The 16,293-nt window shown below is 69.7% G+C and carries 13 protein-coding genes; 4 read left to right on the top strand and 9 right to left on the bottom strand.

The window, feature by feature from the left end:
• Positions 1 to 599 precede the first annotated feature (599 nt).
• The 6 genes from ACJ73U_RS33295 to ACJ73U_RS33270 all read right to left on the bottom strand — a co-directional run bounded on the left by ACJ73U_RS33295 (position 600) and on the right by ACJ73U_RS33270 (position 7,305).
• On the bottom strand, positions 600 to 1,598 hold the full coding sequence (locus ACJ73U_RS33295) for a TIGR03842 family LLM class F420-dependent oxidoreductase (protein WP_407781716.1): 999 nt from the start codon (positions 1,596 to 1,598) through the stop codon (positions 600 to 602).
• Positions 1,599 to 1,612: 14 nt separating this feature from the next.
• Positions 1,613 to 2,998 (bottom strand): dihydropyrimidinase, encoded by a 1,386-nt coding sequence (gene hydA / locus ACJ73U_RS33290; RefSeq protein WP_407781715.1) that lies wholly within the window; start codon positions 2,996 to 2,998, stop codon positions 1,613 to 1,615.
• A gap of 2 nt (positions 2,999 to 3,000) precedes the next feature.
• Positions 3,001 to 3,843 (bottom strand): nitrilase-related carbon-nitrogen hydrolase, encoded by an 843-nt coding sequence (locus ACJ73U_RS33285; RefSeq protein WP_407781714.1) that lies wholly within the window; start codon positions 3,841 to 3,843, stop codon positions 3,001 to 3,003.
• Positions 3,836 to 5,377 carry an NCS1 family nucleobase:cation symporter-1 gene (locus ACJ73U_RS33280; protein WP_407781713.1) on the bottom strand — a complete coding sequence of 514 codons (1,542 nt, stop codon included), beginning with the start codon at positions 5,375 to 5,377 and terminating at the stop codon, positions 3,836 to 3,838. Before ACJ73U_RS33280 ends, ACJ73U_RS33285 begins: the two co-directional genes overlap by 8 nt.
• Positions 5,378 to 5,546: 169 nt before the next feature.
• Positions 5,547 to 6,350 (bottom strand): LLM class flavin-dependent oxidoreductase, encoded by an 804-nt coding sequence (locus ACJ73U_RS33275; RefSeq protein ID WP_407781712.1) that lies wholly within the window; start codon positions 6,348 to 6,350, stop codon positions 5,547 to 5,549.
• 52 nt (positions 6,351 to 6,402) lie between these two features.
• The gene (locus ACJ73U_RS33270; RefSeq protein WP_407781711.1) at positions 6,403 to 7,305 is read right to left on the bottom strand and encodes a hypothetical protein; all 903 of its coding nucleotides are present in this window, start codon (positions 7,303 to 7,305) and stop codon (positions 6,403 to 6,405) included.
• Between the two features lie 116 nt (positions 7,306 to 7,421).
• On the opposite strand from ACJ73U_RS33270, the gene ACJ73U_RS33265 reads away from it, so the two are divergent.
• Positions 7,422 to 8,255 carry an ADP-ribosylglycohydrolase family protein gene (locus tag ACJ73U_RS33265; protein WP_407781710.1) on the top strand — a complete coding sequence of 278 codons (834 nt, stop codon included), beginning with the start codon at positions 7,422 to 7,424 and terminating at the stop codon, positions 8,253 to 8,255.
• A gap of 60 nt (positions 8,256 to 8,315) precedes the next feature.
• The gene (locus ACJ73U_RS33260) at positions 8,316 to 9,395 is read left to right on the top strand and encodes a hypothetical protein (protein WP_407781709.1); all 1,080 of its coding nucleotides are present in this window, start codon (positions 8,316 to 8,318) and stop codon (positions 9,393 to 9,395) included.
• A 69-nt stretch (positions 9,396 to 9,464) separates the two neighbouring features.
• On the opposite strand, the gene ACJ73U_RS33255 is transcribed toward ACJ73U_RS33260, so the two are convergent.
• The 3 genes from ACJ73U_RS33255 to ACJ73U_RS33245 all read right to left on the bottom strand — a co-directional run bounded on the left by ACJ73U_RS33255 (position 9,465) and on the right by ACJ73U_RS33245 (position 14,240).
• Positions 9,465 to 10,589 carry a sensor histidine kinase gene (locus ACJ73U_RS33255; protein WP_407781708.1) on the bottom strand — a complete coding sequence of 375 codons (1,125 nt, stop codon included), beginning with the start codon at positions 10,587 to 10,589 and terminating at the stop codon, positions 9,465 to 9,467.
• The gene (locus ACJ73U_RS33250; RefSeq protein ID WP_407781707.1) at positions 10,582 to 11,277 is read right to left on the bottom strand and encodes a response regulator transcription factor; all 696 of its coding nucleotides are present in this window, start codon (positions 11,275 to 11,277) and stop codon (positions 10,582 to 10,584) included. Before ACJ73U_RS33250 ends, ACJ73U_RS33255 begins: the two co-directional genes overlap by 8 nt.
• 251 nt (positions 11,278 to 11,528) lie before the next feature.
• A complete protein-coding gene (locus ACJ73U_RS33245; RefSeq protein WP_407781706.1) occupies positions 11,529 to 14,240 on the bottom strand; it encodes a BTAD domain-containing putative transcriptional regulator in 2,712 nt (903 codons plus the stop codon).
• 261 nt (positions 14,241 to 14,501) lie between these two features.
• Between ACJ73U_RS33245 and ACJ73U_RS33240 the strand changes: the two genes are divergently transcribed.
• Both ACJ73U_RS33240 and ACJ73U_RS33235 read left to right on the top strand, forming a co-directional pair.
• The gene (locus ACJ73U_RS33240; protein WP_407781705.1) at positions 14,502 to 15,329 is read left to right on the top strand and encodes an NUDIX domain-containing protein; all 828 of its coding nucleotides are present in this window, start codon (positions 14,502 to 14,504) and stop codon (positions 15,327 to 15,329) included.
• A 144-nt stretch (positions 15,330 to 15,473) separates the two neighbouring features.
• Complete coding sequence (locus ACJ73U_RS33235) at positions 15,474 to 16,292, top strand: substrate-binding periplasmic protein (RefSeq protein WP_407781704.1); 819 nt, start codon at positions 15,474 to 15,476, stop codon at positions 16,290 to 16,292.
• Position 16,293: the final 1 nt, after the last annotated feature.

The raw sequence follows: 16,293 nt of genomic DNA, 5'->3' as shown, positions 1-16,293 counted from the left end.
TTCGCCGCTGGTTCCGCCAACGTTCCGCCCCGCCGTCGGTGGGCGAGTGGTTCGCCACGCCGGCCGGTAGGCCGGTCGTGCGTTGCCTGGCCGGTTGGCTGGGAGTTCTCGCCGCGCCGCCGGTGGACGAGTGGTTCCGTTGTGCCGTCGGTTGGCCAGTGGTGCGCTGCGCGGCCGGTTGGCTAGGTTTCTCGCCGCGCCGCCGTTTGGAGGGTGGTTCGCCACGCCGCCGTGGGCGAGTGGTTCCGTTGTGCCGTCGGTTGGCCAGTCGTGCGTCACGCGGACGGTTGCTGGAGTTCTCGCCACGCCGCGGGTTCACCGGTCGTGCGTTACGCGACCGGTGGGCGAGTGGTCCCGTTGTGCCGTCGGTTGGCCGGTGGTGCGTTGCGCCGCCGGTCGGCTGGGCCTCTCGCCACGCTATCCGTTGGCCCGTCGTGCGTTGCGCGGCTCGTGGGCTGAACTGCTTGCCCCGCTGCCGGTTGGCGCGTGCTTCGCCACGCCACCGGTTGATCAGTCCTCCGTGGCGCGGCCGGTGAGCTGGAGTTCGCACGCCGCCGGTTGGCTCGAGTTCGCTGTGCCGCCGGTTGGCCAACGGTCCGCTATGTGGTCAGTTTCGGGATGATCTCCGTTCCGTAGGTCGCCATTGTCTGCTCCTTCTGGTCGTGCATGAGGTAGAGGGCGAACTGGTCCACCCCCAGCTCCGCCAGCTCCGTCAACCGGTCCACGTGTGCCGAGGCCGGTCCCACCAGGCAGAACCGGTCGACGATCTCGTCCGGTACGAAGTCCGTCGACGGGTTGCCCGCCTTTCCGTGGTGGGCGTAGTCGTAGCCCTCCCGCCCACGGATGTAGTCCGTCAGCTCGCGGGGCACCGGCCCGGACTCGCCGTAGCGCGCGACCAGGTCGGCCACGTGGTTGCCCACCATGCCGCCGAACCACCTCAGCTGGTCCCGCTGGTGCGCCACGTCCTCCCCGATGTACGCAGGTGCCGCCACGCACATCGTGATGCCGCCCGGGTCGCGACCCGCCTCGCGGGCCGCGGCTCGGACGGACTCGATCGTCCACCGGGTAATCGCCGGGTCCGCCGTCTGCAGGATGAAGCCGTCGGCGTGCTCGCCGACCAGCCGCAGCGCACGTGGCCCGTACGCCGCCATCCAGATCTCCAGCCGCCCGTCCCGTACCCACGGAATCCGTACCGGTGTGCCATGGTGTTCGACCTCCCGTCCCTCCGCCAGCTCGCGGATGACGTGGATCGAATCACGCAGCACCGACAGCGGCGCCGGCTTCTGTCCGATGACCCGTCGCGCTGAGTCACCGCGGCCGATGCCGCACACCGTTCGGTTGCCGTACATGTCGTTCAGGGTTGCGAAGAGTGACGCCGTGACCGACCAGTCCCTGGTCACCGGGTTGGTCACCATAGGCCCCACGACCAGCGAAGACGTCGCCGCGAGGATCGACGAGTAGATCACGAACGGTTCCTGCCACAACACGACCGAGTCAAATGTCCAGCCGTAGCGGAAACCGTGCCGTTCGGCCGCCACCATCAGGTCCACGACGGCCGACGCCGGCGGGTCCGTCTGCAGCACCACACCGAAGTCCACGAAGAACCTCCCGATCAGACGAGGTACTGCGACAGCTCGCGCTCCAGGAACCGGCCGTGCCCCTCGTGCCCGTGGAACTCACCGTCGGCCACCACGACGGAACCGCGCGACAGCACCGTCGACACACCACCGGTGATCGACATGCCCTCGTACGCCGAGTAGTCCACCGCCATGTGGTGCGTCGCCACGCCGAGGGTCTGCCGCCGCGCGGGGTCGTACACCACGATGTCCGCGTCCGCACCCGGCGCGATCACGCCCTTGCGCGGGTACAGCCCGAACATCCGCGCCGGCGTCGCCGACGCGACCTCGACCCACCGCTGCACCGTGAGCTCCCCGGCGACGACGCCCTGGTGCAGCAGGTCCATCCGGTGCTCGACGCCGGGAATCCCGTTGGGGATCTTGGAGAAGTCCCCGCGCCCCAGCTCCTTCTGGTCCTTGAAGCAGAACGGGCAGTGGTCGGTCGACACCACGGACAGGTCGTTCGTCCGCAGTCCGCGCCACAGGTCCGCCTGGTGCTCCTTCGGCCGCAGGGGCGGCGACGCGACGTACTTCGCGCCCTCGAAGTCCGGCTTCGCCAGGTCCTCGATGGACAGGTAGAGGTACTGCGGGCACGTCTCCGCGAACACGTTCTGCCCGTCGTTGCGCGCGGCGGCCACGGCCGCAAGCGCTTGCGACGCCGAGAGGTGCACGATGTACAGCGGCGCGCCGGTGACGCGGGCCAGCTGAATCGCCCGCGACGTCGCCTCGCCCTCCAGCTCCGCCGGCCGCGTCAACCCGTGCTGCACCGGATCGGTCCGGCCTTCCGACAGGGCCTGCGCCACCAGCTCGTCGATCGCGATGCCGTTCTCCGCGTGCATCATGATCGTCGCGCCGGTGCCCGACGCCTTCTGCATCGCGCGCAGGATCTCGCCGTCCGTCGCGTAGAACACGCCCGGGTACGCCATGAACATCTTGAAGCTGTTCACACCCGCGTCGATGCACGACTCCATCTCCTTCAACGACTGGTCGTTGACGTCGGAGATGATCATGTGGAAGCCGTAGTCGACCGCACAGTGGCCGTCCGCCTTCTCGTGCCACTTGTCCAACGTGGACAGCAGCGACGTGCCCTTGACCTGCACGGCGAAGTCGATGATCGTCGTCGTGCCGCCCCACGCGGCCGCCCGCGTGCCGGTGAAGAACGTGTCGGCGGAGAACGTCCCGCCGAACGGCATCTCCATGTGCGTGTGCGCGTCGATCCCGCCCGGCAGCACGTACTTGTCGTCCGCCTCGATGTAGGAGTCGGCCGCCTCGATGACGCCCGGCGCGGCCAGCGCGGCGATCGTCTCGTCCTCCACCAGGACGTCCGCACGCAGCGTGCCGCCCGCGTTCACGACCGTCCCGTTGCGGATGAGGGTCCGCATCGTCACGCCCCGGTGAGCTGGTCGTAGGTGTCGGGCCTGCGGTCGCGGTAGAACTGCCAGAGGTCCCGGACCTCGGTCAGCAGTCCCATGTCGAGGTCACGCACGACGACCTCCTCCTCCGTGTCGGAGGCCGTGCCGTCCATGATCTGGCCACGCGGGTCCGCGAAGTACGACTGTCCGTAGAAGTCGTTGTCACCCAACGGCTCCACGCCCACCCGGTTGATGGTGCCGACGTAGTACTCGTTCGCCACCGCCGCGGACGTCTGCTCGAGCTTCCACAGGTACTCCGACAACCCGCGCGAGGTCGCCGACGGGTTGAACACGATCCGCGCGCCACCCAGCCCGAGCGCCCGCCACCCCTCGGGGAAGTGCCGCTCGTAGCAGATGTACACGCCGATCTTGCCGACCGCGGTGTCGAACACCGGGTAGCCGAGGTTGCCGGGCCGGAAGTAGAACTTCTCCCAGAACCCCTTGACCTGCGGGATGTGGTTCTTGCGGTGCTTGCCGAGGTAGGTGCCGTCCGCGTCGATCACGGCCGCGGTGTTGTAGTAGACGCCCGGCTGCTCCTGCTCGTACATGGGCACGACCAGCACGACCCCGTGCTGGTCGGCCAGCTCGCACATGAGCTGTGTCGTCGGCCCGTCCGGGATCTGCTCGGTGTAGGAGTAGTAGTCGGCGTCCTGCACCTGGCAGAAGTACGGGCCGTAGAACAGCTCCTGCAGGCACACGACCTGCGCGCCCTGCGACGCCGCGGTGCCGATGTGCGTCACCGCGTTCGCGATCATCGACTCCTTGTCGCCGGTCCACTTCTGCTGGACCAGGGCGGCCCTGACGATCTCAGACAACTGCCTCTCCTTCCGGCACCGGCGTCGCCGCCGGCGCGCTCTCCCGTGCGGTGCTCCGCACGGTCAGCAGCAGGTACGTCAACGATGCTGCCACCAATCCGACGACCCAGCTGTAGTTGTAGAGTTCCTTCAAGAACGGGATCAGCCCGTCCGCCGGGAACGGGTTGCCCGAGGCGCTGTGCGCGCCACCGACCGCCAGCACGGCGCCCACGAGCGTCGCCACCAGCGCGGGGATGTTCCAACCGCCGCTGAACCAGTACCTGCCGGTCTCCTTGTAGAGATCCTCCAACGCCAGGTTCGTGCGGGCCCGAACCCAGTACCCGGTGATGAGCACGCCGGCCACCGCGCCGAGCACGCCGCCGTAGAAGCCCAGCCACCCGTTGATGTACACGTCCGCGTTCGCGAGCAGCCGCCACGGCATGATCACGACGCCGATGATGCCGGTGAGCAGCCCGCCGAGCGCGAAGGTGATCTTTTTCGGGAACGCGTTGGAGAAGTCGTAGGACGGGCTCACCACGTTGGCCGCGAGGTTCGCCGAGATCGTCGCCAGCACCAGTGCCACCAGCGCGACGATCACGACCGCGGGCGAGGAGAACCGCGACGCGAGCGTGGCCGGGTCCCAGATCACGTCGCCGAACAGCACGGCGCCACCGGAGGTGGTGAGGACGCTGACGATCGCGATGAACGACATCGTGGTCGGCAGCCCGAGGACCTGGCCCCAGAACTGCTTGCGCTGCGACCCGCCGAAGCGCGTGAAGTCCGGCATGTTCAGCGACAGCGTCGCCCAGAACGCGATCATGCCCATCAGCGACGGCGCGAACACCGTCCAGAACTCGCTGCCCCAGCCGAGCTTCGACGGCTGCGACAGGATCGGGCCGAAGCCGCCCGCCTTGACCAGCACGTACCCCAGCAGGATCAGGAAGCCGACGCTGACCAGCGGCGCCGTCCAGTTCTCGAACTTCCGGACGGCCTCCATGCCCCGCCAGATGATCAGCATCTGGATGACCCAGAACACCGCGAACGACGCCCACAGGGTGATGGGCTGCCCCCCGACCGCCTGGGCGTTCGTCCAGCCGTCCCCGGCGAGCTTGCCGATGATCACGAAGATCGCCTGGCCGCCGACCCACGTCTGGATGCCGAACCACCCGCACGCGATGAACGCGCGGAGCAGCGCGGCCAGGTTCGCGCCGCGCACGCCGTAGAACGCGCGGGCGAAGACGGGGAACGGGATGCCGTACCGCGTCCCGGCGTGGCTGTTCAGCAACATCGGGATGAGCACGATGATGTTGCCGATCGTGATCGTGAGGAAGGCCTGCAGCCAGTCCATGCCCAGCGCGATGAGGCCGGAGGCGAGCATGTAGCTGGGGATGTTGTGGGCCATCCCCATCCAGAGGGCGAAGTAGTTGTACGTGGTCCAGTTACGCTGCGCCACAGGCACTGGGGCGAGCTCCGCGTTGTAGAAACGGCTGTCCGCGATGGACGAGTGATCAGCGAGATCGACCCGGCCATCCGAGCTGGTGGTCGTTAGTGCCATCCTGGGATCGTGAGTCGCGGCGGTGCCGCGAGGCAGTGTCACTGTGTGCGCGCTTGTCCCACTTGGTGGTCACTCTGCCTCTTGCGGATCATCGGTGAGCCAGGTCAGCTCCACGTCCCCGGTGATCCGCGTCGTGAAGCGGTCCATCTCCGCATGCTGAGCAGGCGGCTCAAGCGGGCTTGAGCCCGGCCACCTTCCGCACGAAGCCCTCCAGGTCGGGCTCGTCCGGTGTCGGCTGGAGGACCAGCGTGGTCGCGCCGGCCTCGACGTACTCCTCGATCATGCCGGGGACGGCATCCCCCGCGACCCCGTACTCGTGCGGACCCTCCGCGTCCAGCCGGTCCTGGGCGCCCTCGCCGAAGGCGGCCCGTGCGTAGGCGATGATCGGCTTGTCGACCCGCGCCCGCATCTCCCGCACGCCGCTCGGCCCGGCGCTCGCCGCGAGGATGACTGCGTCCGCCACCTCCGCGCACACCGCCAGCGACTTCGGCCCGAACGCCCCGGCGACCAGGGCCGGCGCCGTCTCCGGTGGCCAGTCCAGCCGGACGCCGTCGAGGTTGACGTACCGGCCCTGCGTGGTCACCGCCTCGCCGGCCAGCAGCGCCTTCAACGCGACCAGGTACTCCCGCAGCAGGGTCACCGGCGACTCGGCCCGCACACCGGCCTGCCCCATCCACTTCTGCAACCCGTGCCCGAACGCGAGGGTCGCCCGTCCGGGGAAGAGTCGCTCGATCGTGGCCACCTCCATGGCCGACAGCGCCACGTTCCGCAACGGCACCGGCAACAATCCGACCCCGACGCGCACGTGGGAGGTCCACCCGAGCAGAGCCACCGCACTGGCGATGCCGCTCTCGGAGAAGCAGTCCTCCCAGAGCCAGATCTCGTCGAGCCCGACCTCCTCGGCCACGCGGGCGACGGAACGCATCCGCTCCGGCGCGAACTGCGGCCGGAACACCACACCAAGACTGGTCACGACCGCCGATCCTCCACGAAGATCGACGGCCGGGGCAACCCGTGTGGACCGGTCAGGACGTGGTCGTCGCCACCAGCCAGCCGGGGTGGTCGGTGTGTGACATGCCGATCTCCCGGGTGAAGTCGAACGTCAGGTCGGCGGTGACGAACCAGTGCTGCACGTCGCCGTCGCCCTTGCGGTACCAGCCGGACGGCACGCACGCCTGGATGTCCGGGTTGCCCTTGTACTTCAGGTTGAAGTCGCCGCCGACGACCGTCGGGTGGTAGCCGCCCTCCGCGGACCGGAACGCCGGCACCAGGTTGCGCAGGAGGTCGTTGCACTGCAGGTTCGCGGCCGTCGCGTTGCCGCTCGCCAGGTGGGTGCCGCAGCCGTAGTAGTTGCCGACGGCGTAGGTGCACACCCAGGACCGCCACTCGTTGGTGTTGGCGTCCTGACTCTGGTAGATGCCGCCCCGGGCGTCCACGCCGGCCCAGTTCGCCGCCGGGACGTGGCCGATGATCCCGTTGCCGTACTCACCGCGGCCGTTCGCGCACTGGTACGGCGCGTTCTGGCCGGCGTTCCAGGCGGGCATGAACGCCCAGAAGACCCAGTCGCCGGCCCAGGTCTGGGACATCGTGGGGAAGAGCTGGTCGCGGACGTCCGGTAGGCACACCTCGTTCAGCGTGACCACGTCCGGCGCCCAGTTGGTGATGACCTGCTGCGCCTCGGGGACCGACTTGCCGCCGTCGAAGCAACCCGCCACACCGCTGTTGCACAGGTTGAGCTGGAGGTTCCAGAAGCTGTAGCCGGGTGGGATGGCGTTCGGCCGCGCCTGCCCCGACGGCGGCGCGAAGCCGGTCCTGACAGCCGCGGTGTGGGCGGGTGCCGTGCGGACACCGGGTGCCGCGGCCGCGCTCGGCGCGACGGCGGTGAGGAGAACGAGAAGGACGACCGGTACCGAAAGCCGTTTGCGCATGACTGCCCCCAACGATCCTGTTGGCTGGCCTCGGATCGTACGAGTGCGGTACCGGAAGGGGCACCCCTTTGCGGCTGAGTGGAAAGGCCCTTGTCAAGCTGGGATACGGTGCGGGCATGATGGTCGAGTTGGCGATCGGGGACGCCTACGGCGCGGGGTTCGAGTACGCGCCGGCCGCGTTCGTGGCGCGGCACAACACGGTCACGGGATACCTGAGGCACCCGACGCACGCCGGCATCGAGCCGGGGAGCTACACCGACGACACGCAGATGACGCTCGCCATCGCGGAGCTGCTGGTCGGCGCGGCGGAGTGGACGCCGCTCGTGCTCGCCGACAAGTTCGTGGAGGTGTTCCACCGCGACCCGCGGGTCGGGTACGCCGTCGGCTTCCACGCGTTCCTGCGGTCGGTGTCGTCCGGGCGCGAGTTCCTCGACCGCATCCGTCCGGACAGCGACAAGAGCGGCGCCGCGATGCGGGTCGCGCCGGTGGGGCTGCTGCCGTCGGTGGCCGACGTCCGCCACCACGCCGCGGCGCAGGCCCGCGTCACCCACGACACCCCGGCGGGCGTCGCGTCGGCGGAGGCTGCCGCGCTCGCCGTGCACTACTGCCACCACGGGCTGGGCCCGCTGAACGGCGTCGCCAAGTGGATCTCCGACCAGCTCGGCGCGGACTGGACCCGTCCGTGGCAGGGCAAGGTCGGCCCGAAGGGTGCGATGAGCGTCCGCGCGGCCCTCACCGCACTCACGAAGGCCACGACGATGAGTGACCTCCTCCGCCTGTGCGTCGCCTACACAGGTGACGTCGACACCGTGGCGACCATCGCGCTGGCGGCCGCCGCCCACTCGGCCGAGGTGACCGACGACCTGCCGGCGGCGCTCCACGACGACCTGGAGAACGGCCCCTACGGCCGCGAGTACCTCCAGACCCTGAACGCCCGGCTACTGCCCTGACCAGCGCAGTCAAGCGCGGACAACGTCGTACCAAAGCGGGCGCTGCCATCCTGTCGGGTCGTGACCATCACCCGCAGGACACTGCTCCGTGGACTCGTCGCCGCGGCGGCCGTGCCCGTGCTGGCCCCGTCGCCGGCGTTCGCCGCCGCGCGGAAGTGGCATCCGGGGCACTACCTGTGGCCGGCGGGGACGCGGTGGTCGGCCGACGTGCGCAAGAGCCACTTCGCGGCGCTGGACGCGGTGGCCGCGAACCCGTACGTCACGGGCATCAAGATCGCCTTCGACTGGGCGGACTTCGAGGGCGCCAAGGGCGACTACACCGCCGGCTTCCGCATCCTCGACGCCTACCTGGACAAGCTCGACTCGGTGGGCAAGTACCTGATGGTGCAGGTCAACGAGCGGTCCTTCGGCAACCCGGGGCCCGGCGTCTACCCGCGGTACATCGTCGACAACGGTTGGGTGATCGCTCGACCGGGCGGTGAGAGTTGGACCGGCAACCTCGCCAGCACCGCCAGGATGTGGCAGCCTGCGGTCATGGACCGGCTCATCGCCCTGTCCCACGCGTTCGCCACCCGCTACGACGGCCATCCCAGGTTCGAGCAGTTCTCGCTGGGTGAGACGGCCATGGGCGTGCCCGGCGGGTACGGCTTCTCGACGGAGGCCTGGCGCGCCCAGCTCAAGCGGTGGTTCACCGAGAGCAAGAGGGCGTGGACCAACACCTACCTGCGGCTGAACGCCAACTTCATCAGCAACGACGAGGCCATGCGTGACCTCATCACCCACTGCGCCCGCGGCGGTGGGGTGACCGTCGGCGGTCCCAACCCGGAACCCCCGGTGCTCAGCATCACCCGGTTCATCACCGCCAACCGCGTCTTCCGCGGCGACGACGGCGGCACCGACCTGCGCGGCACGATCCCCTGGACGGGCGAGGTGCGGGCCGCCAACCTCGGCGCCCGGTTCACCCAGACCCCGGAAGAGATCTTCGACTACTTCTACGCCACCATGCGCGCGAGCCACATGGTGTGGCCGCACAACACGTCCACCGGTGGCGCGGCCCAACGCTGGTCGACCGGCATCCTCCCGTACATCAACAGCATCAGGGGCCGGACCAACACGTCCCGCCCGACGACTGCCGGCTGAGCGGGGACATCGACTCCTCGTCGCCACCGCGGCGGTGGCGGCCGCCCTCGCGCGCGTCCGCCTGGTGCTTCAGCCGGAGATCGGGACGTTCACGGGTCCGGGGACGACGACGCCCCGCGGCGCGCCGGGGAGCCGGATCGTGACGAGGAGACCACCGGCGGCACGGGGTGTGAGGTCGAGGGTCCCGTCGTGTGCTCGGACGATGCTGTGCACGATGGCCAGTCCGAGGCCGACGCCGGCGTGCTCGTCGGTCCGTTTGCGTTCCGTTCCCCGTTGGAAGGGTTCGGTGAGCGTCGGTACCAGTTCCGCTGGGAGCCGATGACCCGTGTTCTCGACCCGCAGCACGCTCGCGCCGCGCTGCGGTTCGGTGTGGACCGTGACGGTGCCGCCGGCGGGGAGGTTGTGGACGATGGCGTTCTGGACGAGGTTCGTCATCATCCGCAGCATGAGCGGCGCGGAGCCGATGGTCCGTGTTGTCTCGCCGGTGACGGCGAGCGTGATCCCGCGCTGTTCGGCGAGGGGGAGCAGGGTCTCGGAGGCTTCCTCGGCGACGAGGGAGAGGTCCACGGGCTCACGGGTGAAGCTCCTGCGGTCACTGCGGCTGAGCAGCAGGAGGGCCTCGATGAGGTCGATGGCCCGCGTGTTGACGGTGTGGAGGCGTTCGATGAGTTCACCCTGGTCCCGCGTGGGGTCGTTGCGGGCGACGTCGAGGAGTGTCCGCGAGATCGCCAGCGGGGTGCGCAGTTCGTGGGAGGCGTTGGCGGCGAACCTCTGCTGCTCGGTGACGTGGGACTCGAGTTGTTCGAGCATGGTGTCGAACACGTCGGCGAGCTCGCGGAACTCGTCTTTGCGGCCTTCCATGCGAATCCGGTGGGACAGCGATCCGCTCGCGGCCATTCGTGCCGCTTCCGCGATCCGGTTCAGCGGTGCGAGCATCTGGCTGGCGAGCAGCCATCCGCCCAGGAGGCCGAACACCAGCAGGAAGACCAGTGCTATGGCCGCGGCCTGGCCGAAGACGCGCGCCAGGAGGAAGCGGTTGGGTGCGATCCCGAGCAGGCCCCGGCTGTTGTCGGGTACGTAGCGCAGCAGGAACACCCACACCACGGCCAGCAGGAGAGCGCTCGCGACGAGGAGGAACCCGGCGTAGCTGAGGGTGAGTTTCAGCCGGGCGCTCAGCCCTGGACGTCTATTCATGAGCACTGCCAGGACGGGGGGTGTCCACGCCGGTGTCGATTCGGTAGCCGACGCCGGGCACCGTGGCGATGAGCCATGGCTCACCCAGTCGCTTGCGCAGGGCGGAGACGGTGATGCGGATGGCGTTGGTGAAGGGGTTGGCGTTGCTGTCCCACGCCCGCTCCAGGAGTTCCTCGGCGCTGACGACACCGCCTTCGGCGGCGACGAGGACTTCGAGCACGGCGAACTGCTTCCGGGTGAGGGCGACGTAGTGTCCGTCGCGGAAGACCTCGCGGCGGAACGGATCCAGCCGCAGGCCCGCGATCTCTCGCACGGGTGGTCTGATGTGGGCGCGCCTGCGGTCGAGTGCTCTGAGACGGAGCACGAGCTCTTGGAGTGCGAAGGGCTTCGTGAGGTAGTCGTCGGCGCCGAGCCCGAACCCGGAGGTCTTGTCGTCGATCCGGTCGGCGGCGGTGAGCATGAGGATCGGCATGCCGCTGCCCGAGGCGACGATGCGCCGGGCGATCTCGTCACCGGAGGGCCCGGGGATGTCGCGGTCGAGGACGGCGAGGTCGTAGGAGTTGATGCTGAGCAGCTCCAGCGCGGTGTCGCCGTCACCGGCGATATCGGCGGCGATCGCTTCCAGCCGAAGCCCGTCCCGGACGGCTTCGGCCAGGTAGGGCTCGTCCTCCACGATCAGCACGCGCATACCCGAAGCGTAGGCAGCACGGCATATCGCCGGCATATCCGAACCGCCCACGTCCCCCGGCAAGGTGACCGTGCTCTCCTCCTCACCGCGTCCGTGACACGGTTGGACAGCAGGCCGATCTCACCCCGCCCGCCGGCCGCATGGGCGTGGTTCGGAATCCTCGGCACCATGAGGACTGGCGCTAGCGCCGTGATGGGAGGGTTACCGGTTTAGGTGACACCGTGCGTGCGGTAGTAGGTCCCTGCTCCGGGTCAACCGGGACCGAAGTCGGGACCGAGGTCGCGCTGTGTCAGTGTGGCAAGCACCCCCTGAATCCGTTCGACGTCGACCACGTTGTGCTGGCTTCGGTGTAGGTCGAGTGCCTCGCGCAGGTACTCCCTCGCCTCGTTCGGGCGTCCCGCGTCGAGTAGCACGTCGCCCATGCGGCCGAGGAGCTCCGCCTGCCCCCGGGTGTGGTTGAGCTCCCGGCAGACGGCGATCGCCTGTCGGTAGTGCGTCAGTGCCTGATCGTGGTCACCGACCTGGAGCTCGAGGAAGCCCAGACTGCCGAGTGCCTCCGCCTCCCCCTCTCGGTTGTGGTGCTTGCGGTGTATCGCCAGCGCGGCCGCGCAGTGCCGGCGGGCCTCGTCGTGGGCGCCCAGCTTCGCCTGCAGCCAGCCGACCATGTTCAGCTCCGGCGCGCCGTCGAGCAGCGCGCGGTCGGTGGCCCGGCACAGCTCCAGCGCGGTCGTCGCGTGCTCCAGCGCGCGGCGGTCGTCGCCCCGGAACACCCAGGTCCACGCCAGGCAGCGTTGGGTCTCGGCCTGGCCGGCGAGGTCGCCCTGCTGCTCGGCGAGCGCGAGCGCCTGACGCAGGTGCCCGCCGGCGTCGGTCGGTTCGCCGAGGTAGGTGTGGGTGTGGCCCAGCACGCGGTGCGCCCGCGCACGGACGGCCTCGTCGTCCGTGCCCAGTGCCGCGGTCCACACGACGATCTGGTCGCGGAGGAAGCCCCGACGCCGGTGGTAGGTGTCCAGCGCCCACGCCAGCTGCCACACCTCCCGCTGCCAGCCCCGAGCCGCCGCCAGCTCCTGCGCCGCGAGCAGGCACGGGTGCTCGGCGTCGAACCACGCCGCCGCGTCGCCAACGGGCAGCGGATCGACGTCGATGGGCGGCCGGTACGGGTACAGCCGCCGCTCGCCCGCGTACGCCGTGCGAAGCAGGAAGTCCACGAGCCTGCGCAGCGGTTCGTCCTCCGTGGACCGCTCGGCGGCGAACAGGCGGATCAGGTCGTGCATGCGGAACCGGCCCGGCACGTGCTCCTGCACCAGGTAGGCGTCGTCCAGCCGGCGCAGCGCCGCACGGGTCCGCGCCACCGGCAGCCCGGCGAGCGCGGCCGCCGCCGGCAGGCCGATGTCCGGCCCCGGCGCGGCGCCGAGCAACCCGAACACCCGCACGGCCTCGTCGTCGAGCCCGCGGATCGACCACGACAGCACGCTGCGCACGTCGCTGCTCAGGTCGCCGCCACCCAACGCGTCCAGCTGAGCGTCGGTCAGCTCCGCCACCAGGGTGGCCAGCGGCAGTCGGGGATGCGTCGCGGCCCGGGCCGCGACCACGCCCAGCGCGAGCGGCAGACCGCCGCAGCTGGCCACGATCCCGGCCACCGCGGCCGGTTCCCCGTCGACCCGCTCCGCCCCGAGCCGGCGCGCGAGCAGCTCCGTCGCCTCGGCCGCGGACAGGACGTCCAACGCCAGCGGCACCGCGCCGTGCGCGGCGACCAGCCCGGTCAGCTGGCGCCGGCTCGTGACGATCACCGTGCAGGTCGGGCCGCCCGGCAGCAGCGGCGTCACCTGGGCCAGGTCGGCGGCGTTGTCCAGCAGGAGCAGGATCTGCTTGCCCGCCAGGACGCTCCGGTACGTCCCGGCCAGTGCCTCCGGGTCCGCCGGTAGGGCCGCGGTGTCCACCCCGAGCCCCGCGAGCAGGCCGCGAATGGCCGTGTCCGGCGACAGCGGTTGCCCGGACGGGTCGAACCCACGCAGGTTCACGTAGAGCTGGCCGTCCGGGAACCGGTCCAGGTGCTCGTGCGCCCAGTGCAGCGCGAGCCACGTCTTGCCGATCCCCCCGATGCCACCGACCGAGACGATCGCGTGCTCGCCGACCGCCTTGGTGAGCCGGGCCAGCTCGTCGGTCCGTCCGGTGAACGAGCGCGGCGGCGCGGGCAGCTGCCGAGGCATGACGGGCCGGACCGGGAGGTCCAGCGCCGGGTCCGCGGCCAGGATCCGCTGGTGCAGTGTGCGCAGCGGCGGGCTCGGGTCCGCGCCCAGGTTGTCGGCAAGGCGTTCCCGCAGCTCCTGGTAGTGGTGCAGGGCGTCGGCCTGGTGGCCACTGCGGTAGAGCGCGAGCAGGTACTGACCGGCGAGCCGCTCGTCCAGCGGGTTGTCCGCCGCCTGCGCGGACAGCTCGGCGACGAGGGCCCCGTGCTGCCCACGCCGCAGCCGGATGTCGGTGAGATCCAGCTCCGCCGCGTGCCGGTGCCCGAGGAGCGTGGTCCGGACGGTGTTCACCCACGGCGTGTCGAGCGTGCCGAACGGCTCGCCGCGCCACAGCTCGAGCGCACGCTCGAGCAGGTCGGCCGCCCGCGCGTCGTCGCGGGTCGTGCGGGCCTGGCCGAGCAGGTCCTGGAAATGGTGCACGTCGACCGTCGCCGGGTCCACCGTGAGGTGGTAGCCGGTCGACCGCCAGGCGATCTCGACGTCCCGCAGCGGCGTGAGCGCCTTGCGCAGCATCGTGATGCCGTGCTGCACCGCACCGCGCGGTCGCCGGGGGTGGTTGTGCCCCCAGACCCGCTCGACGAGGTCGTCCACCGCGACCGTGCGGTTGGCCTCGACGAGTAACACCGCGAGGAGGCAACGCAGCCGGGCGTAGCCGAGCGCGATCGGTTGCCCGTCCAGACGTGCCTCGATATCGCCGAGCAACCGGAATTCCACGTGCGGAGTCTATTGCTGTTACAGGGAACCGGGGACTGATACTGCGGTAATGGCCGTTGCCGCGTGCATGACGGGTGGTTTCCGGTGGGCCGGCTGGGTGTGTTGTGAGGACGAAGTTGATCGAAGGCCGTGTTGTTCGCATGATCCAAGTATCGGCTCGGTGCCGGTGCTTGTTGAGGCGGAGGTGCTCGCCTGTGGATAACTACTCGGGCTGTGGACAACTTCCGGCCGGTGTCGCCGCGGGCTCGTAAGATTGCTCGCATGGACCGTGACGGCGACCAGTTCGTCCACTGTGGACTCGGACATCGACACTGGGGGAAGTACGGTGCCGCCGGGTTGTTACTGCACCACGGCGGCACCGTGCTCCTCCAGCAGCGGTCCGCGCTCTCGCTCGGCCCCGAGACATGGGGCCTGTTCGGCGGCGCCCGCGAACGGGACGAGCCGCCGGTGACCGCCGCGCTGCGCGAGGCCGCCGAGGAGTCCACCTTGGACGTGGGGGTCGTGCGGGTCCGCGGTATCGTCAGTGAGGACCACCGGGGTTGGTCCTACGACACCGTCGTCGGCGACGTCGAGTCCAGGCCCGAGGTGGCGCCCGCGTCCTGGGAGTCCAAGGACGCGAGGTGGGTGCCCGCCGGCGAGGTCACCGACATGAATCTTTTTCCCGCTTTCGCGATTTCCTGGCCCAAGGTACGTGACGCCATGCGCAGACCCGTTCTCATCGTCGACACCGCGAATGTCATGGGGTCGCGCAACGACGGCTGGTGGCGTGACCGGCACGGCGCGGCCACCCGCTTACGGGACCAGATCGACGCGGTGGAGGGCTTCCGCTTACCTCCGTTCGATGTCGCGTTCCCCGAACTGGTGATGATCGTCGAGGGAAAGGCGCGCGGTATCGGCGACGGCGAGCACGTCCGCGTGGTCACTGCCGAAGGCGAGGGTGACGACACCATTGTCGACACGGTGCGGCAGTACGCCGGCGTGCCCGACGCGGACGTGTACGTCATCACCGCCGACCGGGAGCTCAAGCGCCGCAGCCAGGAGGCCGGCGCGTCGATCCTCGGACCGAGGTGGCTGCTTGGCCAGCTCTGATTCCGCCTGTGACCAAGGGCACGGCACCCCGTCCACAGTGTGGAACGAGGTGATGCCGGAGTCCGGAATCCCTACTGTGGCGCCCGATGTTCGCCGAGATTGCGGAGCGAACCATCGAACACCGCGGGATCTCAGGAGAAAACCATGCGTTCCACACTGCTCGCCGCGCTTACCGCGGGGGTGCTGGCCGTGTCGCTGACCGCGTGCGGCGGCGACTCCGGGGCCAGCGACGCGCAGGTGTTGCGGGTCGGCACCCTCACCGACGCACCACCGGCGATCTACTTCAAGAACGGCCAGTTCACCGGCTTCGACAACGAGCTGCTGCGTGACATCGCGAAGCGGGAGGGGTTCCAGGTCGAGTTCGTCGGCACCGAGTTCGCCGGCCTCCTCGCGAGTGTCTCGAGTGGACGGTTCGACGTCGGCAGCTCGACGATCTCCGCCACCGAGGCACGCAAGAAGACGGTGTTGTTCTCGAACGGCTACCACACCGAGTACACGGTGATCGTCACCGCGAAGGGCGCCAAGCTGACCGCGCTGGACTCGTTCAAGGGCAAGCGGCTCGGCGTCGTGCAGGCCTCGGTGCAGGACGACTTCGCGTCGAAGAAGGTGCCGGGCGCGGAGGTCGTGCGCTTCCCCGACTACAACGCGGGCTTCGCGCAGCTGCGCAACGGCACGCTCGACGGCTGGGTGGTGCCCAGCGAGATCGGCAACCAGTACATCGAGCAGAACGCGTCGGTCCCGTTGGAGGTAGGCTTCAAGATCGAGTCAAAGGACACGCCGTCCGCGTACGCGGTCAGCAAGAAGAACAAGGACCTGCTCGATAAGCTCAACAAGGGCCTGGCGGCGGCGATCGCCGACGGCACGGTCGAGAAGCTGAACACCAAGTTCTACCCGGACAGCCCGTTGCCGAAGGAGCTGGAGCCAGGCGGACCCGGCCTCCCGGTGACCAACCCAGGAGTCTGAA

The organism is Actinophytocola sp. (assembly GCF_045807065.1).
Taxonomy (GTDB): domain Bacteria; phylum Actinomycetota; class Actinomycetes; order Mycobacteriales; family Pseudonocardiaceae; genus Actinophytocola.
The sequence above is the reverse complement of the archived record's forward strand: the minus strand, read 5'-3'. Positions and strand labels throughout refer to the sequence as shown.